We start from the raw sequence: 20,653 nt of genomic DNA, 5'->3' as shown, positions 1-20,653 counted from the left end.
TTCACACCAGTTGGCAGACGCCGTTGTGGAGGCGGTATTGGTCGCCGGTATGCGGGCAACGGGCCTGGCCGTCGCCGCTCAGGGGCAGGTCGAGCTGTTCGCCGTGGCGGCTCATCCAGCCGATCTGACGTGCGGGCACGCCCACCATCAGGGCAAAGTCGGGCACGTCCCGGTTCACCACGGCGCCGGCGCCGATGAAGGCATAGCGGCCGACGGTCGCACCGCAGACGATGGTGCAGTTCGCGCCCAGGGTGGCGCCCTGGCGGATCAGCGTGTCGCGGTATTCGCTTTTGCGCTCGATGGCCGCGCGCGGGTTGTAGACGTTGGTGAACACCATGCTGGGGCCGCAGAACACATCATCTTCGATGAACACGTTGTCATAGACGGAGACGTTATTCTGGATTTTGACGCGGTTGCCGATGCGCACGCGATTGCCCACGAACACGTTCTGGCCGAGCGAGCAGTGCTCGCCGATTTCGGCGCCACCACAGATATGGACCCAATGCCAGACGCGGGTTCCTGCGCCGATGCGGGCGCCATCATCGACGATGGCGCTGGGATGTATGGTCATGGCGTCAGTCCAGGGGCAGCGGCACGCGAACGCCGTCGCGGGCCGAGCGGTAGATGGCCGTCAGCAGGGCCAGCGACTGCAGGCCTTCACGACCGTCGGTTTCGGGTTCGCATTCGCCGCGCAGGGTACGGATCACGTTGTCGTAGTAGAGCGGGTGGCCGAAGCCATAGACCGACGAGGTCTCGTAGCTGGCGTCGCGGATCTTGTCGTCGTCTTCATGCGGCTCGGCGAACTTCCATTCGTCGATCCGGTTGACGGCCACGCCGCCCACGCGCACCGTGCCCTTTTCACCGAGCACGGTGATGGAACCTTCCAGGTTCTGCGGATAGGTGAGCATGGTGACGTTGATCGAGCCCATGGCGCCGTGGCGCCAGCGCAGGGCGGCCACGCCGGTATCCTCGGCCTCGATGCGGCGCGCGAGCGTGGCGGTATAGGCGTAAACGCTCTCGACCGGCCCGATCAGCCAATCCAGCAGGTCCACGTAGTGGCTGGCCTGGTTCATGAAGGCGCCGCCGTCCCATTCCCACTTGCCGCGCCAGCGCGCGGCATCGTAGTACTCCTGGGGGCGGGTCCAGAAGACGTTCACGGTCACCATGAAGATGCGGCCGAAACGGTTCTGTTCGATGGCTTGCTTGAGCAGTTGCAAGGTGGCGTTGCGGCGGTTCTGCTTGACCACGAACAGGCGCACGCCAGCTTCGTCACAGGCCTTGACCATGCGCTTGCCGTCTTCCCAGCGCGTGGCCATGGGTTTTTCGCTGACGACATGGCGACCGGACTGGGCGATCTCGATGGCTTGCCAGGGGTGCAGCCCCGATGGCGTGGCCAGGATGACGGCATCGGCGCGGCTGTTGGCCAGCAGATCGGTCAGACAGGCATAGGGCGTGGCGCCGGTGGCTTCGGCTGCCGCCTGCAGGGCCTGGGGATTGGTGTCGCACACCTCGACCAGCTCGGCGCGATCGCTGTGCTGGGCGATGGCGGCAATATGATTCTTGGAGATCCGTCCGCAGCCTACCAGGGCAAAACGGATCTTTCGATCAGAAATAGGGGTCATGTGAGAGGCGGGATCGCGCGGATCGGTGTTATCGGTTTTATTCAGCAGGAAATGGCCCTGCGGAGTGTCAGAGAATATTACCGTGATTCGGGTTCCAAACCCAAAATCAAGTACGGTCCATGCACCCAATTCATACCTTGAAAAAGGGATTCATCGTTATCGACAGGGTATGGCCGGTTGGTATTTCGAGGCATGTCGATTGGTTAATAAGATTCATTATTGTTTTCTGGCGGTATTGCGCCGCGACATGGGCCGCATGCCGTCGTCTGGCCGCGCGGGCAATGGCGCCTCGCCGGTCACGCGGGGATATCAAAAAGCGAGCAGGCGCTGCGTGTCGGGCGGGTAGGGCCCGCGTGGGGGAGGGCCGTGCCGATCAGGATGATCGGGGCCGTTGCCTGAGCGTGGCGGGCGCCCCGCTCGGGGCGCCGAGGTGTCATTCCGGGGGTGCGCCCGCACTGACGGCCCGCCGGCGCGTCAGGCACCGGCGGGACGCCACCGGGCGTCAGTCGCGCGCCGCCTTGAAGGCGAGGCGGAAGGCGTGCAGCAGCGGCTCGGTGTAGCCGTTGGGCTGTACCAGGCCTTCGAACACCAGGGCCTGGGCGGCTCGCAAGGCATAGGAGCTCTCGGCGTGGCCGGCCATCGGCAGATAGGCGGGATCGTCCGCGTTCTGGCGATCGACCACGGCGGCCATGCGCGCGAAGCTCGCCTGGACCTGCTCCTGCGTCACGATGCCATGCAGCATCCAGTTGGCGATGTGCTGGCTGGAAATGCGCAGCGTGGCGCGATCTTCCATCAGGCCGATGTTGTTGATGTCCGGCACCTTGGAGCAGCCCACGCCCTGGTCGACCCAGCGCACCACATAGCCCAGGATGCCTTGCACGTTGTTGTCGAGCTCGCGCTGGATGTCTTCGGCGCTCCAGCCCGAGGGGTCGCCGATGGGCAGGGTCAGCAGCCCGGCCAGCAGGTCGTCGGCCACTTCGGCCAGCCGGGTCTGTTCGAGTTGTTGCTGCACGGCGCTCACGTCGACCTCGTGGTAGTGCAGCGCATGCAGGGTGGCGGCGGTGGGCGAAGGCACCCAGGCCGTATTGGCGCCGGCCTTGGGATGGGCGATCTTCTGCTCCAGCATGGCGGCCATCAGGTCGGGCATGGCCCACATGCCCTTGCCGATCTGGGCGCGTCCGCGCAGGCCGCAATCCAGCCCGACCAGCACGTTGTTGCGCTCATAGGCCTGGATCCAGGCGCTCGATTTCATGTCGCCCTTGCGCAGCATCGGGCCTGCCTGCATGACGGAATGCATTTCGTCGCCGGTGCGATCCAGAAAGCCGGTGTTGATGAAGGCCACCCGCTCGGCTGCGGCGGCGATGCAGGCCTTGAGGTTGACGCTGCTGCGGCGCTCTTCGTCCATGATGCCCATCTTGAGCGTGTTCGGGGGCAGCGCCAGCAGCGCTTCAACCTGCGCGAACAGGGCGTCGGCGAAGGCGACTTCGGCCGGGCCATGCATCTTGGGCTTGACGATGTAGATCGAGCCCTGGCGCGAATTGCGCCGCTGCTGCAGATCGATGCGCGCGGCCAGCGAGGTCAGCACGGCGTCCATGATGCCTTCGGGCACTTCCTGGCCGTCGCGGTCCAGGATGGCGGGGTTGGTCATCAGGTGGCCGACATTGCGCACGAACAGCAGCGAGCGGCCCGGCAGGGTGAAGGGCCGGCCCCGGGCGTCGAGATAGTCGCGGTCCGGATTCATGCGGCGCGTGAAGGTCTTGCCCTGCTTGGAGACCTGCTCGGTGAGGTCGCCGCGCATCAGGCCCAGCCAGTTGCGGTAGATATGGGTTTTGTCGGCGGCGTCCACGGCGGCCACCGAGTCTTCGCAATCCATGATGGTCGTCAGGGCGGCTTCCAGCAGCAGGTCTTTCACGCCGGCCGGGTCGCTCGCCCCCACCGGGTGCCGGGCATCGATCTGGATTTCAAGGTGCAGGCCGTTGTTGCACAGCAGGATGGCCTCGGGCGCGTCGGGTGCGCCGCGATACCCGACGAACCGGGCCGGATCCTTCAGGCCGGTTTCGCCGGCGTCGGTGGTCACGCGCAGTTGCGTATCGCGCACGCGGTAGGCGGTGGCCGTCCGGTGCGAGCCTTGTGTCAGCGGGGCCGCGCCGTCGAGCACCGCGCGCGCACGCTCGATCACGGCCTGGCCGCGCACGGGGTCGTAGTCCGGACCGATCGGGCCAGCAATGGCATCGGTGCCGTAGAGCGCGTCATACAGGCTGCCCCAGCGCGCATTGACCGCGTTCAGGGCATAGCGCGCATTGGACATCGGCACCACCAGCTGCGGGCCGGCCTGGCGGGCGATTTCGTCGTCGACGTTGGCGGTGCGGGCCCGGACCTCGGCCGGCACGGGTTGCAGATAGCCGATCTCCTGCAAAAAGCGACGATAGGCAGCCGGATCGCGGACCGGGCCGGGATGGGCGCGGTGCCAGTCGTCCAGTGCCGCCTGCAGGCGGTCGCGCTCGGCCAGCAGCGCACGGTTGCGCGGGGCGAACTCATGGATCAGGGCGGCAAAGCCGTCCCAGAAGGCCTGGCTGTCCAGGCCCGAGCCGGGCAGCGCCTCGCGCTCGACGAAATGGTGCAGTTCGGCCGCCACCTGCAGGCCGGATTGGGCAATGCGTTCGCTCATGATGGTGCTCGGAAAAGAGAAAAGTCAGGAAACCCTGGCGGCATGCCGCGATGCGGAAATGATCGGCGAGGGGGACGGCAATGTCTACCCATGAGGGCACTGGTCATACCAGTTTGTGCAGTGCGTCGTCCGGAGAATTCCGGCAGTACTGGTTATATTTCAGGGTATTGAGTATCCGATTTCCTTTTTTCCGGAGCCAGCCACGAGCTGGTCATACCAGTGGATGCAATCGTGACGGAGCACGGCGGCAAGCGCCGCCAGGTGGCCGAAGTCGTGGCCGAGAGAATCGAGCAGCTGGTCGTCGACGGCGTGCTCAAGGCGGATCAGCCTTTGCCGTCGGAGCGGCGGCTGACCGAGAAGCTGGGGGTGTCGCGCAGCGCCCTGCGCGAGGGGCTGCGCCTGTTGCGTGCGCGCGGCATCATCCGCACCGAGCAGGGGCGGGGCTCCTTCGTGGCGCGCATCGCCCAGGTGGATGCGCGCCCGCTGGTGCATCTGTTCCACTCGCAGCCGCGCACGCTGTATGACCTGCTGGAAGTGCGCGCCCTACTGGAAGGCGAATCCGCCCGCCTGGCGGCGATCCGTGGCACCGAGGCCGATTTCATTCTGATCCGGCGGCGCTACGAGGCCATGATGGCCGCCCAGGGTGTGCAGACCGACAGCGCGACGCATGCGCATCTGGATCATGCCTTTCATCTGGCAATCTGCGAGGCCTCGCACAATCCGGTGCTGGTGCATACGCTGCAGTCGCTCACCGACCTGATGCTGGGGTCCGTGTTCGCTTGTGTCGACAACCTTTATCACCGCGAGCCGCACAAACAGCAGATCGACCGCCAGCACACGCGGTTGTTCAACGCGGTGATCGGCCGCCTGCCCGATCAGGCGCAGAAAGCCGCCACCGAGCACGTCAACAGCGTGCGGCAGAGCCTGAAGGAAATCGAACAGGAAGGCGAAAGGCTGGTGCGCGCGACCCTGCGTCTGGAGGGATGGGCCTGAGGGCGCGTGCCTGACAAAAACAAAAAGGCCCGACCCTTACGGGCCGGGCCTGCCGGGGCGGGGGGACCCCGGCGCGGGGAATCAGCCGTGGGTGGGCGGGTAGTCCAGGTTGCCGAAGGTGACCAGGCCGGCGTCGCGGGCCTGCTCCAGTTCGGCGCGCACGTGGGCGCGGTCAGGCGTGGCTGCCGAGACTGCCGTCACGGGCGGGTAGGCCTGCTCGCTCGATGCCATCTGGCCGGCGTTGCGCGCCTGAGCCAGTTCGTCTTGCACCTGGGCCGACGACAGGCTGGCGCCGTGCGACACGATCACCGGATAGCCTTCTTCACCGAAGGTGTATTGACCGGAAGCCTTGGCCTGTTCCAGTTCGGCCTGCACCTGGGCGCGGGTCGGGGTGGTGTCGGCGGCTTGGGCGCCAGCCATGACGGACAGGGACAGCAGGGCGGCGGTGGCGAATGATTTCATGATGGATCCTCCAAATCGGTTGAGGATTCAAACGGGGGCTGGAGGGTTTGCTTAGCCTCGGTTTGTTTCCGTGTGAAGTCATTCTGTGCTTTTATGATCCTGGGATAAACCCTTGGTATCAGAAAACATTGTTCCAATTTTCGATGTAATAAACCGGGAACTAACCAGAACATTCCAACTGTAGGGTTGTTTTTCTTCCCGCGTGATCGCCGGCCCAAAGAAAAAGCCACCCGGGGGGTGGCTTGGCGGGCGGCGTCGGTCGCGCTCAGGGCAGCGTGCCGGCCAGGGCGGCCCCGACCAGCAGCACGCCGGTCCAGAGATTGGCGCGGAACAGCTTGAAATTGCGGTCGGGGCGCTTGAGGTCGAAGACGGCCAGCTGCCAGCTCAGGTGCAGCGCGACCAGCATCATGCCCACCAGATAGAGCGGGCCCAGGCCCATGGCGTAGCCGCCCCAGGCCCATAGCAGCACGGTGGCCAGGTAGAAGCCGCCGATCCAGGCCTTGCCGCGGTCGCCGAAGCGCATGGCGGTCGAGCGCAGGCCCAGGCTGCGGTCATCGCGCATGTCCACGTAGGCGTAGATGCTGTCATAGCCGATCTGCCACAGCACCGCGCCCAGCCACATGGCCACGGCCGCCAGCGGCAGGTGGTTCTGGGTGTCGGTCCAGGCCATCAGCATGCCCCAGTTGAAGCAGATGCCGAGCACGGCCTGGGGCCAGTAGGTGATGCGCTTGCAAAAGGGGTAGATGGCCACGAAGGGCAGCACGCCCAGCGCCCACCAGCGGCTTTGCTCGTTGATGAAGAACAGCAGCGAGGCGCACACCAGCAACTGCGCAAGCAGGAACACCACCGCCTGGCGCATGCTGAGCTGGCCGCTGGTCAGGGGACGAAAGCGGGTGCGCTCGACATGCTTGTCGATGTCGCGATCCCACATGTCGTTGACGGTGCAGCCGATGCCACGCATCAGCAGCGCCCCCAGTGAGAAGACGATCAGGCGCTTGAGGTCGGGCCAGCCGCCGGCGGCCTGGATCAGAGCGGCGATACAGGGCAGCAGCGTCAGCCAGGTGCCGATGGGGCGGTCCAGGCGGCACAGGCGGGCATAGGGCCGCCACGGGCGGGGCAGCCAGCGTTCGACCCAATCATCCAGGACGATGTCGTTCAGATCGGTCGGGCGGGAGGGGGAGGAACTCACGTTGAGCGATACCGGTTGCAAGAAAGAAAACGGGCGCGCGGCCTGTGATGGCCGAGCGCCCGACTATACCGCAAGGCTGCGGCTGGCCCTGGCTCAGACGTGGGTGGCCAGCAGCTTGCCCAGAATGGCGATGCCGGCCTTGATGCGGTCTTCCGGCACCGTGGCGAAGCTCAGGCGCAGGGTGTTGGCCTGGGGCTTGCCGGCATAGAACGGCGCGCCCGGTACAAAGGCCACGTTCTGGGCGATGGCCTCGGCCAGCAGGGCGCTGCTGTCGACATGCGCCGGCAGCGTGACCCACAGGAACATGCCGCCTTCCGGCTGCGTCCAGCTCACGCCGGCGGGGAACTCGCGCTCCATGGCCTCCAGCATGCAGCGGCCCTGGCGGCGGTAGATTTCGCGCACGGCCGGCAGGTGCTCGTCCAGGAAGCCGTCCTTGACGATTTCATAGACGGCCATCTGGGTCAGGGTGGGAGTGTGCAGATCGGTGGCCTGCTTGGCTTGCACCAGCTTCTGGATGATGGCCTGCGGTGCGGCGATATAGCCCAGGCGCAGCCCCGGGGCCAGCACCTTGGAGAAGGTGCCCAGGCGGATCACGGTCGCACCGGCCTTGGCGCCCAGCGCCAGCAGGCCGGGCTGGGGCTCGCCGGCATAACGCAGTTCGCCATAGGGATCGTCTTCGATGATGGGCAGGGCCAGGGCGGCCGCGCGTGCCACCAGCGCCTTGCGGCGCTCGAGATTGAGAGTGCGGCCGGTCGGGTTCTGGAAGTTGGGCAGCGCGTACAGCGCGCGGGCGCCGGCGGCCAGCTCGGGGGTGATGGCCTCGGGGATCAGGCCGCCTTCATCGGTGGGCACCGGCACGAATTGCGGCTGGTACAGGCTGAAGGATTGCAGCGCGCCCAGGTAGCTGGGGTCTTCGACCAGCACCTTGCTGTCCTTGTCGATCAGTACCTTGCCCAGCAGGTCGAGGGCCTGTTGGGAGCCGGAGACGATCAGGATCTGGTCGGCGCTGACGGTCGCGCCGGCGCGCGTCAGGTCGGCCGCGACCCATTCGCGCAGCGGCGCATAGCCCTCCGTCGGGCCATATTGCAGCGCAGCGCGGCCATTGGTGGCCAGCACCTTGTCGAACGCCGCGCGTACAACCTCTACCGGGAACCCGCCGGGCGCCGGCAGGCCGCCGGCAAAGGAAATGACCTCGGGTCGTTCGGTGACCTTGAGGATTTCACGGATGGCCGAGCTGGTCAGTTGCTGGGCGCGTTCCGAGAAAATGCAGGCGGGTTCTAGGGGCTTGTCCATGTGGCTTTCTGTCATAGGAAGATAATGCAGGTCTGATTATTGTGGCACAGCGCCCGGGGCCGGACCGTCTTGCGGGTCCCGGGGGTGGAATCACCACGTACGATTTTTGCCGGTACAGTCGTTTTTTGTTACATGGCCTTGCCGGCCGGGGTGTGCACGCTGTTTCCGACCTTCTCATCGTTTCCGACTCTCATGTTCCAGGCTGACGCGCTTCCCACCGATTCGAAACCCGATTTCTACCGCGGCCTGCAGGCTCAGGCCCGCGCGCTGCTCGACGGCGAGCACGACCGCATCGCCAATGCCGCCAATCTGGCGGCGCTGGTATGGCAGTCCGTGCCGGAGATCAATTGGGCGGGTTTTTATTTCTTTGATGGCCGGGAGCTGGTGCTGGGCCCCTTTCAGGGCAAGCCGGCCTGCGTGCGCATCGCTTTGTCGCGCGGGGTGTGCGGCGCGGCCGCCAGCCAGGGGGTGACCCAGCTGGTGCCCGACGTGCACGCTTTTGCGGGCCACATTGCCTGCGACGCCGCCTCGCGCGCCGAGATCGTAGTGCCGCTGTTTCTCGACGGGCGTCTGCTGGGGGTGTGGGATGTCGACAGCCCGATGCCGGGCCGCTTCGACGATGCCGACAGGGTCGGCATGGAAGGCCTGTGCCGGGTGTATCTGGATAGCCTGGCGCGTTGACAAGGCAGGCGGTGCGGCGTAGATTCAACGCCGCACTTTCATTTTCGATGTTTTTTCGATGACCGTTCAGGCCCGTCTTTGCGCGATTTCCCGCCACGCTCCGTGCGTGACGGCCGCATTCGGCCTGAAATCCAAAAAACAGCCGCTCATCTGACCGGAGCGTGCTGTTCCGTCAGATGGGCGACGGAACAGCGGCGAAGCCGGCTGCGCGACAGGCGCATTCCCTTTTCCTCCTCGACGTCGAACTTCTGTACGGGCCAACCCATACCGAAGGAGTTTTGCATGTCGATGATCACCACCCCCGCCGCCCAGGCCGAAACCCGTCCGGCCGCCCCAGCCAGGCCCGCCTCCTTTCATGGTGTCTGGGTGCCGCTGGTCACGCCGTTCAATGAAGACGGGCCGGACCTGCCCGCCCTGCGCCGCCTGACGCGCCATTACCGCCAGTGCGGCGTCGATGGGCTGGTGGTCTGCGGCAGCACCGGCGAAGCCGCCGCCATGGACGAGTACGAGCAACTGGTGACGCTCGATGCCGTTCTGGCCGAAGCCGGCGGGCTGCCGGTGGTGATGGGGCTGGCCGGCAATCACCAGCGCGACGTGCTGCGCCGCCAGGCCGTTTTCACCTCGCGTCCGCTGGCCGGGCTGCTCACGCCTGCGCCGTATTACGTGCGTCCTGGTCAGGCGGGGCTGGCCGACTATTTCCGCGCCCTGGCCGACGCCTCGGCGGTGCCGCTCATTCTCTACGACATTCCCTATCGCACCGGCGCGCAGATCGAGACGGACACGCTGCTGGCGCTGGCCGGGCACGAGAACATCCGGGCCATCAAGGACTGCGGCGGTTGCATCGACAAGACCCAGGCCGTCATCGCCCATGGCGGCTTGCAGGTGCTGGCGGGAGAAGACCTGCAGATGCTGGCCATCCTGGCCATGGGCGGCAGCGGGCTGATCGCGGCCTCGGCGCATGTGCGTGCCGATCTGTACGTGGCCATGTTCCAGGCCATGCAGGCCCAGCAGGTGGCCCTGGCGCGACAGATCTATCATGCGCTCGCGCCCCTGATGCGCCTGATGTTCGCTGAACCCAATCCCGGCCCGCTCAAGGGGCTGCTGGCACGCCAGGGCTGGATGAGCGAGCAGCTGCGCGCGCCCATGGCGCCGGCCAGCCTGGCGCTGATCGCGCAGCTGGAGGCGGCTTTTGCGGATCTGGAGCGCCGCTATCCGATGGCCTGAGCCGTCCAGTTGGGGGCGATCCGGCTTGGCAGAGCAGGCGATGGTGGACTACAACTGCCCCTCACGGCTTTGCCGACACCCGCGCCCCGGCGCGACCCTGGAGACTCTTGCCCCATGAGCGCGCCTGCTGCCACGACCGATCGGGTATTCGACTACATCATCGTGGGCGCCGGCTCGGCAGGCTGCCTGCTGGCCAACCGCCTGTCGGAAGACCCGTCGTTGCAGGTTTTGCTGCTGGAGGCGGGCGGGCCGGACAACTGGCATTGGATCCACATCCCCGTGGGTTACCTGTATTGCATCGGCAATCCGCGTACCGACTGGTGCTACCGCAGTCATCCCGATCCCGGCCTGGGCGGGCGCAGTCTGGGCTATCCCCGCGGCCGCGTACTGGGCGGCAGCTCCTCGATCAACGGCATGATCTACATGCGCGGCCAGCGCGCCGACTATGACGGCTGGGCGGCGCTGGGCAATTGTGGCTGGGGCTGGGAAGACGTGCTGCCGCACTTCAAGGTCTGCGAAGACCACCACGGGGGGGCCAGCGAGTTCCACGGCGCCGGGGGCGAATGGCGGGTCGAGCGCCAGCGCCTGTCCTGGGAGCTGCTGGACGCCTTCCGGATGGCCGCCGCCCAGGCCGGCATCCCGCCGATTGATGATTTCAATCGCGGCAACAATGAAGGCTGTGATTATTTCGAGGTCAACCAGCGCGCCGGCGTGCGCTGGACCTCCGCCAAGGCGTTTCTGCGCCCGGCCCGCAAGCGCCCCAATCTGACCGTGCTGACCGGCGCACAGGTGCAGCGCATCGTGTTCGAGCAGCGCCGCGCCATCGGCGTGCAGTATCGCCGCGAGGACGGCAGCAGCCACACCGCCCAGGTGCGCGCCGAAGTGCTGCTGGCCGCCGGGGCCATCGGCTCGGCGCAGCTGCTGCAGGTCTCCGGGGTGGGGCCGGGCGCGCATCTGCAGTCGCTTGGCGTGCCGGTGGTGCATGATGCGCCCGGGGTAGGCGGCAATCTGCAGGACCACCTTCAGCTGCGCCTGATTTACCGGGTGAGCAACGCCCGTACGCTCAATACCATGGCTTCCAGCTGGTGGGGCAAGGCGGCGATGGCCTGGCGTTACGCCTGGTCGCGCAGCGGGCCGCTGAGCATGGCGCCCTCACAGCTGGGGGCGTTCGCCCGCTCCAGTGCCTTGCAGACCCGCGCCAATGTCCAATATCACGTGCAGCCCTTGTCGCTGGAGCGCTTCGGCGAGCCGCTGCACCGCTTCCCGGCCTTCACGGCGTCGGTGTGCAATCTGCGTCCCAGCAGCCGCGGCCATGTGCGCATCGTCGCGCCCGATGCGGCCACGCCGCCCGAAATCCTGTGCAACTACCTGTCTACCGAGGATGATCGCCAGGTTGCCATCGACAGCATCCGCCTGACGCGCCGCATCGTGTCGCAACCGGCGCTGGCGGCTTTCCGGCCCGACGAATACAAACCCGGCCTGTCGGTCCAGACCGACGACGATCTGGCGCGCGCAGCCAGCGAGATCGGCACCACCATTTTCCATCCCGTGGGCACCTGCCGCATGGGCGTGGACGAGCGCGCCGTGGTGGACCCGCTGTTGCGGGTGCGCGGCGTGACCGGCCTGCGCGTGATCGATGCGTCCATCATGCCGACCATCACCTCGGGCAACACCAATTCGCCGACCATCATGATCGCTTCCAAAGGGGCCCAGCTGCTGCGCCAGGCCCGCCCCTGAGGCGGTGCTCGGCTGTAGCGTGTAGGGGAAATCACGCAGAGTCACTGGCCGGGGCGGGCCGGGCGGTGCGGTATAGTTTTCCCGCTTTCATCCCTGTGTCATGGCACGCTGCCGGCTCACGCCACAGCGAGGGCCATGCTATCGCTGTATGCCCGAACCTATCGAAATCATCGCCACGCTCCTGTTTGCCGTGGCTGTCCTGCATACCTTTTCCGTGCCGGTGTTCGCGCGCCTGGCGCATCGCAATGGCCCGCATGCCGGCGTCTGGCACCTGCTGTCCGAAGTCGAGGCGGTTTTCGGCGTCTGGGCGTTTGCGCTGGTCGTGGCCATGGCGGCCATGCAGGGCAGCGCGCAGGCGGTGGCCTATATGGACACGCGCAATTTCACCGAGCCCTTGTTCGTGTTCGTGATCATGGTGGTGGCCTCCAGCCGCCCCATCCTGGAGCTGGTCAACCTGCTGGTGCGCGGCGTGGCCCGTCTGTTGCCGGTGCGCCGCGAACTGGCCACCTTTTTCGTGGTGATGTCGGTGGTGCCGCTGGGCGGCTCCTTCATCACCGAGCCGGCCGCCATGACGCTGGCCGCGCTGTTGCTGCGCGATGGCTATTTCCGCGTGCATGGGCAGGCCGGCTTCAAGTACCTGGCGCTGGGCGTGCTGTTCGTCAATGTCTCCATCGGCGGGGTGCTGACCTCGTATGCGGCGCCGCCGGTGCTGATGGTGGCGTCCACCTTCGACTGGGACACCGCCTTCATGGCCAGCCATTTCGGCTGGCGCGCCGCCATCGCAGTCTTCATCAATGCCGGCGTGCTGACGCTGGTTTGTCGCCGTGTCCTGCTGGCCAGCGGGGAGCGCGGCCAGGACGGCGGCCAGGACAAGCGCCCGCCGGTGCCTGCCTGGGTCATCGCCGTCCACCTGGTGTTTCTGGTGGGGGTGGTACTCACCGCCCATCATCCGGCCGTGTTCCTGGGCTTCATGATGATGTTCATCGGCTTCGCGGAGGCCTACAAGCGCTACCAGAGTCGCCTGATGATCAAGGAAGGACTGATGGTGGGCTTCTTTCTGGCTGGCCTGGTGGTGCTGGGAGGCCTGCAGAAATGGTGGTTGCAGGATCTGCTGGGCGGTCTGCAGCCCATGGTGTTGTTCTGGGGCGCCACGGCGCTCACGGCCATTACCGACAATGCCGCGCTCACCTACCTGGGTTCGCTGGTCGAGGGCACCAGCGAAACATGGCGCTACATGCTGGTGGCCGGGGCCGTGACGGGCGGCGGTCTGACCGTCATCGCCAATGCTCCCAACCCGGCCGGATTCGCCATTCTCAAGAACCATTTCCCCGATGGCAGCATTTCGTCGGGCAGGCTGTTTCTGGCCGCGCTTGCGCCCACCCTGGTGGCCGCCACGCTGTTCCTGTTGCCGGGCTGAGGCGTCAGGCCGGGCGCTGCCCGGCCGCGCACGGCGGAGGCGGAGCAAAAAACCGCTAGAATTCAGTACTTTCCCGTAGTTTCCAGCTGTGCCCGACGGGTTTTCCGCACGTTGCGGGGGGCGCTCGGGCCGGTAGTACTGCCAGTCAGGCAGGGAGTTCTGATTTCATGCCTATTTACGCTTACAAGTGCGGCAGCTGTGGCCATGCCCAGGACGTGCTGCAAAAAATCTCCGATGCCCCGCTGACCGACTGTCCGGAATGCGGCAAGAGCACCTACAGCAAGCAGGTGACCGCCGCGGGCTTTCAGCTCAAGGGTTCGGGCTGGTATGTGACCGATTTCCGCAATAACGGCGGGGCCGCCGCCAAGCCGGCAGCCGAGCCGGCGCCGGCCAGCCCGGCGCCGGCGGCGCCTTCTACGCCTTCCTGATCCATGTTCAAGCGGTACTTCATCGCCGGCCTGCTGATCTGGGCGCCCCTGGCCATCACGGTCTGGGTCCTGGGTCTGCTGGTGACCACGTTCGAAGGATTCGTCCCCGGTTTTCTCTCGTCCGAAGCGCTGTTCGGCGTCGAGATCCCGGGATTCCGCTTCGTGCTGGTCATCGCGGTGGTGCTGCTGACCGGGGTGCTGGCCGCCAATCTGCTGGGCCGCAGCCTGATCGAACAATGGGAGCGCATCCTCGGACGTATCCCCCTGGTGCGCTCGATTTACAATTCAGTCAAACAGGTCAGCGATACGGTCCTGGCGCCCAACGGCCGGGCCTTCCGCCAGGCCGTGCTGATCCAGTATCCGCGCGTCGGCTCCTGGACCATCGCCTTCCTGACCGGAGCGCCGAACGGCGAAGTCGCGTCGTATCTGCCGGGTGAACACCTGAGCGTCTACGTCCCGACCACGCCCAATCCGACCTCGGGCTTTTTCCTGATGTTGCCGCGTGACCAGGTGATCAACCTGGACATGTCCGTCGACACGGCATTGAAGTACATCGTTTCCATGGGAGTGGTGACGCCGCCGGAGCAATCCGCGATGCGCCGCGACCCATCGCAAGCGGCGCCTCGCGCCGAACCGTAATTTTTAGACGCTCATAAGCCAAACAACGGAGTTATCCCGCATGCGTACCTGCTACACCGGCCAGGTTTGCCGTGACCATCTCGGCCAGACTGTCACCCTGTACGGCTGGGTGAACCGCCGCCGCGACCACGGCGGGGTGATTTTCATCGACCTGCGCGACCGCGCCGGCCTTGCCCAGATCGTCTTCGATCCGGACAATGCCCCGGCCTTCGCCACGGCCGAGCGTCTGCGCAACGAATTCTGCGTGCGCGTGACCGGTCTGGTGCGCGAGCGCCCGGCAGGCACCACCAACGCCGAGCTGGCCTCGGGCGAAATCGAAGTGCTGTGCCGCGAAGTCGAGATCCTGAACGCCTCGGTCACGCCGCCCTTCCAGCTGGATGATGACAACCTGTCGGAAACCACCCGCCTGACGCACCGCGTGCTGGACCTGCGCCGCCCGCAGATGCAGCGCAACCTCATGCTGCGCTACCGCGTCTCGATCGAGGTGCGCAAGTTCCTCGACGAGCTGGGCTTCATCGACATCGAAACCCCCATGCTCACCAAGAGCACGCCCGAAGGCGCGCGCGACTATCTCGTGCCCTCGCGCGTGAACGCCGGGCATTTCTTCGCGCTGCCGCAGTCGCCGCAGCTGTTCAAGCAGATGCTGATGGTGTCGGGCTTTGACCGCTACTACCAGATCACCAAGTGCTTCCGCGACGAAGACCTGCGCGCCGATCGCCAGCCGGAGTTCACCCAGATCGACTGCGAAACCTCCTTCCTGACCGAAGAAGAGATCCGCGCCGTCTTCGAGAGCATGATCCGCCACGTGTTCAAGGTGGTGCAGGACGTCGATCTCGACGAGACCTTCCCCATCATGAGCTGGACCGAAGCCATGGCGCGCTACGGCTCGGACAAGCCCGATCTGCGCGTGAACCTGGAGTTCACCGACGTGACCGACGTCATGCGCGACGTGGACTTCAAGGTGTTCGCCTCGGCCGCGACCACGCCGGGCAGCCGTGTGGTGGCCCTGCGCGTGCCGGGCGGCGCCGAGCTCTCGCGCAGCGAGATCGACAGCTATACCCAGTTCGTCGGTATCTATGGCGCCAAGGGGCTGGCCTACATCAAGGTCAACGAGGCCGGCCGCGGCCGCGAGGGCCTGCAGTCGCCCATCGTCAAGAACCTGCATGACGCCGCGCTGGCCGAACTGATCCAGCGCACCGGCGCCCAGGACGGTGACATCATCTTCTTCGGCGCCGACCGCGCCAAGATCGTCAACGACGCCATCGGCGCGCTGCGCGTGAAGATCGGCCACAGCGAATTCGGCAAGAAAGCCGGCCTGTTCACCGGCGGCTGGCGTCCGCTGTGGGTGGTCGACTTCCCGATGTTCGAGTACGACGAAGAAGACGATCGTTACGTTGCCGCCCACCACCCCTTCACCAGCCCCAAGGACGGCCACGAGGACTTCCTCGAAACCGATCCCAGCAAGGCCTATGCCAAGGCCTATGACATGGTGCTCAATGGCTGGGAGATCGGTGGCGGCTCGGTGCGTATCCATCGCGAGGAAGTGCAGAGCAAGGTGTTCCGCGCCCTCAAGATCGGCGCCGAGGAAGCGCGCGAGAAGTTCGGCTTCCTGCTCGATGCCTTGCAGTACGGCGCGCCGCCCCATGGCGGCATTGCCTTCGGTCTGGACCGCATCGTCACCATGATGACCGGCGCCGAGTCGATCCGCGATGTGATCGCCTTCCCCAAGACCCAGCGTGCGCAGTGTCTGCTCACGCAGGCGCCTTCGGCGGTGGACGAAAAGCAATTGCGCGAGCTGCATATCCGCCTGCGCAACGCCGAAGTGAAATGAAGTAAGCTGGGGCGTGGCGCCGCGTGAGGCGGCGCCACGACGGCCCCGGACCGCAGGAGGACCAAAGGCCGTGTCTGCTGGTACTCCTGACCAGATGAGGCGCCATCGGTTTCATGTCGCTTATTCGAGTCGTCAGCTACAACATTCATAAAGGGCGTTCCTCGCTGGGGCGCTACGAGTCCCTGAATGACCTGCGTCTCGGGCTGTATGGCCTGCGTCCGGACCTGGTCTTTCTGCAGGAAGTGCAGGGCCGCAACGAAAGCAGCTCTTTTTTGCATGCCCAGCATGAATCGCTGGGCGCGGCGCTGCGCCTGAATGTGGCCTATGGCCGCAATGCCGTGCGCACCGATACCGATCACGGCAACGCGCTGCTCTCGCGCTACACCATCCTGGACCACTACAACCAGGACATTTCCGATCACCGGCTGGAACAACGCGGTCTGCTGCATGCGCGCATCGACGTCAATGGCACCGAGGTCCATTGCCTGGTCGTGCACCTGGGGCTGTTTGCCAGCAGTCGTCAGCGTCAGATCCAGGCCCTGATCGATCGCATCCGGGAGACCGTGCCCGACGATGCTCCGCTGCTGATTGCGGGCGACTTCAATGACTGGGGCGACAAGCTCGCGCCGCTGTTCGTGCAGCAGCTCAGCCTCTACGAAGTGTTCTCGTATGCGCCACGCAGTTCGGGCGGCGAGTTGCCGCGCCTGCGCGACTCCATGCGCAAGCTCACCAATGTGTTGCGCGGCGTGCCGGGCAACGCGGCGGTCTTCGAGCGCAGCAACCAGCTGGGCATGGGCGGGGCCTATTGCCCGCTGCCGCCGCCGCGCACCTTCCCGGCCGTCTTCCCGTGGTTCCGCCTGGACCGCATCTATCAACGCGGCTTCGCGGTGCGCAGCGCGCGCGTGCTGCGCGGGCGTCAGTGGGCCAAGCTGTCCGACCACGCCCCCTTGCTGACGGAACTGGAGCTGCCGTGAGCGCCACGTCCGGCCGTCTGGCATGGACGGACGGCAATGCCATCGAGTTGCTGCATAACGGGGCGGAATTCTTCCCCGCCCTGTGTGCGGCCATCGAAGGCGCGCAGCACAGCATTCACCTCGAAACTTATATTTTCCGCCTGGATCGCAGCGGCCGGGTCGTGCTGCAGGCGCTGGAGCGGGCCGCACGCCGGGGAGTGCGGTTGCGGCTGGTGCTCGATGGTTTCGGCAGCGCCGCCAGCGCTGAGATGCTGGTGCAGCGTCTGCGCGCCGCCGGTGGCCAGTGCCGTATCTACCGGCCCGAGCCGAGCCGGTTGGGTTGGCTGAAATTCTCGCGCCGGCGGCTGCGCCGCCTGCATCGCAAGGTGGCGGTAGTGGATGGTCGCATCGCCTTCGTGGGCGGCATCAACATCGTCGATGACCACGACGACGCCGATCCGGCCCGGGTCGCGCCCCGGCTGGATTACGCGGTGCGTGTCGAAGGCCCGTTGGTGGCGCAGGCAAGGCAGGCCCAGGCCTCGCTGTGGTTGCGCCTGAACTGGGCGCGTCATCCCGGCCTCTGGCGCCACGGTCTGGGCCGACGCCATGCGGCGTCCGGCCAGGGGCCGTTGCGAGCGGCCCTGGTGCTGCGTGACAACCTGCGTTATCGCCGCACTTTCGAACGCATCTACCTGGCCGGCATCGACAATGCGCAGCGTGAGATCCTGATTGCCAATGCCTATTTCTTCCCCGGCCGGCGCTTTCGCGAGGCGCTGCTGCGGGCGGCCGCGCGCGGTCTGCGGGTGCGCCTGCTGCTGCAGGGCAAGCCGGATTACTACTTGCAGTATTTCGCCACCCGGGCGCTGTACGAGCCGCTATTGCAGGCCGGCATCGAGATCTACGAGTACATGCCGTCGGGCTTGCACGCCAAGGTGGCGGTGATCGACGGCATCGCCACCGTGGGGTCTTCCAACCTGGATCCCTTCAGTCTGCTGTTGGCGCGCGAAGCCAATGTCCTGGTCGACGATGCGGCCTTTGCGCAGCGCCTGCAGACCAGCCTGGAGCAGGTCATCGCCGAAGGCGGGCAGCGTGTGCGGGCCAGCGCCTACCGCCAGCGTGGCTGGTGGCGGCGTGCCGGCGATGCCCTGGCTTACCGGGCGTTGCGCCTGGCGGCGGCCCTGACCGGCCGGCGCGACGACTACTGACGCTTGCGGCGCGGGCCGACCAGACCGAGCGACAGGGCCGTGCCGGCCAGGATGACGGCCGCGCCCAGCAGCATATTGCGGCTGACCGACTCGCCCAGCAGGGTGGCGCCCCAGAAAACCCCGAAGATGGGCACCAGGAAGGTCACGCTCACGGCCGCCGTGGGGCCGATGGAGGCGATCAGGCGGAAAAAGGACACATACGCGATGCCGGTGCACAGCACGGCCAGCAGGATGGTGGCGCTCCAGGCCTGCCAGGACACCGGCTCAGCGGGCCAGCTCAGGATGGCCAGCGGCAGCAGCACGGCCGCCGCACCCAGCATGCTGCCGGTGGCGTTGGCCAGCGCATCCACCCCGGTCAGGTAGCGCTTGGTCCAGTTGGCCGCAATGCCGTAGCAAAGCGGCGCAGCGATGGCGGCCAGCACCGCCGGGCCGGTGCCGCCCTGCTGGAAATCCAGCTTGTTCCAGACCAGCACCACGATGCCCGAGAAGGCGATCATCAGACCCGCCGTGCGCAAGGCCGGCAGGCGATCGCGCAGCCACAGCCAGCCGATCACGGCGCCCCACACCGGGGTGACGGCGTTGGCCACCGACAGAAAGCCCGCGCCCAGCGACTGGGCCGCATAGGCATAGAGCAGAAAGGGCAGGGCGCTGTTGAAAACGCCCACACCCAGGATCGCCTTCCAGTGGCGCGCCATGACGCCCAGACGCCGGCGCGCGATGGCCAGCGGCAGCAGCACCAGGGCGGCCAGGCCCACGCGCAGCTCCATCAGCGCGGCCGGGCCGAACTCGGGTACGGCCAGGCGCATGAAAATGAAGGAGGCCCCCCACACGGCGGCCAGGCCCAGCAGTTCGAGCAGATCGCGACGTTGCATATCAGTTGCGGCGCGCCCGCCGGGTGACGACGTTCTTCATCTTGACCCGGTGGGCGATCACGGCCGCCGCCAGCGACAGGGCCACGCACAGCCCCAGGCCGATGCGTACGCCATGCAGCACCGAGGTGTGCGAGATGGCGATGCCCACCAGCGCGGTGCCGGCGGCGCTGCCGATGGCGCGCGTGGTCTGCACCAGGGCCGAGGCCACGCCCAGATCGCGCTGCTCGCTCAGCATCTGCATGAACAGCGTGAGGTTGGGCAGCAGAAAGCCCAGCGCCGTGCCATTGACGGCAAAGGCGAGCAAAATCCAGTACACCGAGGTGCCTTCGCCGATGGCCAGCACCATCAGCGAGCCCACCGCCAGCATCAGGCCGCCGAACACCATGAGACGCTGGGGCTCGGATTGTTTGGGGAAAAGCCGGCCGTTGATGATGCTGCCCAGGGAAATCGCGGCCACCAGGGGCGTGAGCAACAGGCCCGCCTCGCTGGGGCTGTAGTGCAGAACTTTCTGCAGCAGCAGCGGCGCGTAGAAAATCTGGATGAACATGGTCGCGCCGACCGCCACCGCCGCCAGGTTGAGCAGGCGGGGTTCGGCGCCGGACAGCACCCGCAGCGGGAAAATCGGCGAGGAGACGCGGCGCTCATAGGGCAGCAGACAGGCGATGGCGACCAGGCCGGCCAGCGCCAGCCCGGCGGCCAGCATGGGCTGGGCACGGTCGCCCGGCGCAAAGGCCAGCTCCATGGCGGCCAGCGGCGCGCCCACCACCACGATGAGCAGCAGCCCGCCCAGCCAGTCGATCTTGCGCCCCTGTGTATGCATGGGCCGGATGCGGGGGAAGTAACGCGCCAGCAGAAACAGCGCCACCAGGGCAGCGATGGGGGCGATGAAGAAGGCCGCGCGCCAGCCCAGCGCCTGTGTGGCTGCGCCACCCAGCACCGGGCCGATGCCGCTGGCCATGGCGAAGGCCGCCGACACCAGCGCCATCCAGCGCACCCGCTCGCGCGCATCCGGGAACAGGTCGGCCGGCGCAGCAAAGGCGGTCGCGGTCATCATGCCGCCGCCGATGCCCTGCAGGGTCCGGAAGGCGATCAACTGCTCCATGGATTGCGACAGGCCACAGGCGATCGAGCCCAGCGCCACCACGGATACCGAGATCAGCATGAGGGGTTTGCGGCCGAACAGGTCGCCCAGCCGGCCGAAGATTATGATGGAGGCGGCCATGGCCAGCAGGTAGCCGGTGCCGACCCAGGCATACAGCGGCATGCCGTTCAGGGCGACCGCCACGCGCGGCAAGGTGGTGCTGACGATGGTGGAGTCAAAGGCCACCAGGACGACGGTGGATGCGACACCGGCCATCGCCATCAGAAGATCGCGGCGAGACCGGCCAGTATCGTTTGATTCGTTTGTAGGAGATTCCTGGCTCATGCCGCGAAGAATA

Annotated in this window: 18 protein-coding genes; 10 read left to right on the top strand and 8 right to left on the bottom strand. The window is 66.5% G+C overall.

The genetic code is table 11. The annotated features are described in order from the left end of the window. Position 1: 1 nt before the first annotated feature. The 3 genes from A7V84_RS18425 to A7V84_RS18415 form a co-directional block, all read right to left on the bottom strand. Positions 2 to 571 (bottom strand): acyltransferase, encoded by a 570-nt coding sequence (locus A7V84_RS18425; protein WP_025514226.1) that lies wholly within the window; start codon positions 569 to 571, stop codon positions 2 to 4. A gap of 4 nt (positions 572 to 575) precedes the next feature. Further along, positions 576 to 1,622 carry a Gfo/Idh/MocA family protein gene (locus A7V84_RS18420; protein WP_025514224.1) on the bottom strand — a complete coding sequence of 349 codons (1,047 nt, stop codon included), beginning with the start codon at positions 1,620 to 1,622 and terminating at the stop codon, positions 576 to 578. Between the two features lie 502 nt (positions 1,623 to 2,124). Next, positions 2,125 to 4,290, bottom strand: coding sequence for a malate synthase G (locus A7V84_RS18415; protein WP_063491711.1), 2,166 nt, complete (start codon positions 4,288 to 4,290; stop codon positions 2,125 to 2,127). Between the two features lie 228 nt (positions 4,291 to 4,518). Between A7V84_RS18415 and glcC the strand changes: the two genes are divergently transcribed. After that, on the top strand, positions 4,519 to 5,283 hold the full coding sequence (gene glcC, locus A7V84_RS18410; protein ID WP_033535226.1) for a transcriptional regulator GlcC: 765 nt from the start codon (positions 4,519 to 4,521) through the stop codon (positions 5,281 to 5,283). A gap of 81 nt (positions 5,284 to 5,364) precedes the next feature. Here the strand turns inward: glcC and A7V84_RS18405 are convergent, their stop codons facing one another. From A7V84_RS18405 to A7V84_RS18395, 3 genes are all read right to left on the bottom strand, one after another. Then, positions 5,365 to 5,745 (bottom strand): DUF4148 domain-containing protein, encoded by a 381-nt coding sequence (locus tag A7V84_RS18405; RefSeq protein ID WP_081976986.1) that lies wholly within the window; start codon positions 5,743 to 5,745, stop codon positions 5,365 to 5,367. A gap of 265 nt (positions 5,746 to 6,010) precedes the next feature. After that, a complete protein-coding gene (gene ubiA, locus A7V84_RS18400; protein WP_063492557.1) occupies positions 6,011 to 6,934 on the bottom strand; it encodes a 4-hydroxybenzoate octaprenyltransferase in 924 nt (307 codons plus the stop codon). A gap of 93 nt (positions 6,935 to 7,027) precedes the next feature. After that, complete coding sequence (locus A7V84_RS18395) at positions 7,028 to 8,227, bottom strand: aminotransferase-like domain-containing protein (RefSeq protein WP_025514214.1); 1,200 nt, start codon at positions 8,225 to 8,227, stop codon at positions 7,028 to 7,030. Between the two features lie 192 nt (positions 8,228 to 8,419). On the opposite strand from A7V84_RS18395, the gene A7V84_RS18390 reads away from it, so the two are divergent. From A7V84_RS18390 to clsB, 9 genes are all read left to right on the top strand, one after another. Then, the gene (locus tag A7V84_RS18390; RefSeq protein WP_063491712.1) at positions 8,420 to 8,908 is read left to right on the top strand and encodes a GAF domain-containing protein; all 489 of its coding nucleotides are present in this window, start codon (positions 8,420 to 8,422) and stop codon (positions 8,906 to 8,908) included. Between the two features lie 288 nt (positions 8,909 to 9,196). Further along, entirely contained in the window at positions 9,197 to 10,132 is a 936-nt protein-coding gene (gene dapA / locus A7V84_RS18385) for a 4-hydroxy-tetrahydrodipicolinate synthase (RefSeq protein WP_051348215.1), read from the top strand. Between the two features lie 114 nt (positions 10,133 to 10,246). After that, on the top strand, positions 10,247 to 11,869 hold the full coding sequence (locus A7V84_RS18380) for a GMC family oxidoreductase (protein WP_025514207.1): 1,623 nt from the start codon (positions 10,247 to 10,249) through the stop codon (positions 11,867 to 11,869). Positions 11,870 to 12,017: 148 nt separating this feature from the next. Next, positions 12,018 to 13,286 carry a putative Na+/H+ antiporter gene (locus tag A7V84_RS18375; RefSeq protein ID WP_025514205.1) on the top strand — a complete coding sequence of 423 codons (1,269 nt, stop codon included), beginning with the start codon at positions 12,018 to 12,020 and terminating at the stop codon, positions 13,284 to 13,286. Between the two features lie 167 nt (positions 13,287 to 13,453). Next, positions 13,454 to 13,714 carry an FmdB family zinc ribbon protein gene (locus A7V84_RS18370; protein ID WP_025514203.1) on the top strand — a complete coding sequence of 87 codons (261 nt, stop codon included), beginning with the start codon at positions 13,454 to 13,456 and terminating at the stop codon, positions 13,712 to 13,714. Between the two features lie 3 nt (positions 13,715 to 13,717). Further along, positions 13,718 to 14,353, top strand: a complete 636-nt coding sequence (locus A7V84_RS18365) for a DUF502 domain-containing protein (RefSeq protein WP_025514200.1) — start codon at positions 13,718 to 13,720, stop codon at positions 14,351 to 14,353. A gap of 40 nt (positions 14,354 to 14,393) precedes the next feature. Then, the gene (aspS, locus tag A7V84_RS18360; protein ID WP_033535194.1) at positions 14,394 to 16,184 is read left to right on the top strand and encodes an aspartate--tRNA ligase; all 1,791 of its coding nucleotides are present in this window, start codon (positions 14,394 to 14,396) and stop codon (positions 16,182 to 16,184) included. A gap of 113 nt (positions 16,185 to 16,297) precedes the next feature. Next, entirely contained in the window at positions 16,298 to 17,158 is an 861-nt protein-coding gene (locus A7V84_RS18355; RefSeq protein ID WP_025514194.1) for an endonuclease/exonuclease/phosphatase family protein, read from the top strand. Further along, the gene (gene clsB / locus A7V84_RS18350; protein WP_033535193.1) at positions 17,155 to 18,342 is read left to right on the top strand and encodes a cardiolipin synthase ClsB; all 1,188 of its coding nucleotides are present in this window, start codon (positions 17,155 to 17,157) and stop codon (positions 18,340 to 18,342) included. The genes A7V84_RS18355 and clsB overlap by 4 nt, the downstream gene beginning before the upstream one ends. Here the strand turns inward: clsB and A7V84_RS18345 are convergent. Both A7V84_RS18345 and A7V84_RS18340 read right to left on the bottom strand, forming a co-directional pair. Next, on the bottom strand, positions 18,336 to 19,214 hold the full coding sequence (locus A7V84_RS18345; RefSeq protein ID WP_025514191.1) for a DMT family transporter: 879 nt from the start codon (positions 19,212 to 19,214) through the stop codon (positions 18,336 to 18,338). The two genes, clsB and A7V84_RS18345, sit on opposite strands and share 7 nt — an antisense overlap. 1 nt (position 19,215) lies before the next feature. Next, on the bottom strand, positions 19,216 to 20,652 hold the full coding sequence (locus A7V84_RS18340; RefSeq protein ID WP_257792251.1) for an MFS transporter: 1,437 nt from the start codon (positions 20,650 to 20,652) through the stop codon (positions 19,216 to 19,218). Position 20,653: the final 1 nt, after the last annotated feature.

The sequence above is a fragment of the Bordetella trematum genome (genome assembly GCF_900078335.1).
Taxonomy (GTDB): Bacteria; Pseudomonadota; Gammaproteobacteria; order Burkholderiales; family Burkholderiaceae_B; genus Bordetella; species Bordetella trematum.
Note: the sequence above shows the minus strand (reverse complement) of the source record. Positions and strands in the feature narration are given on the sequence as shown.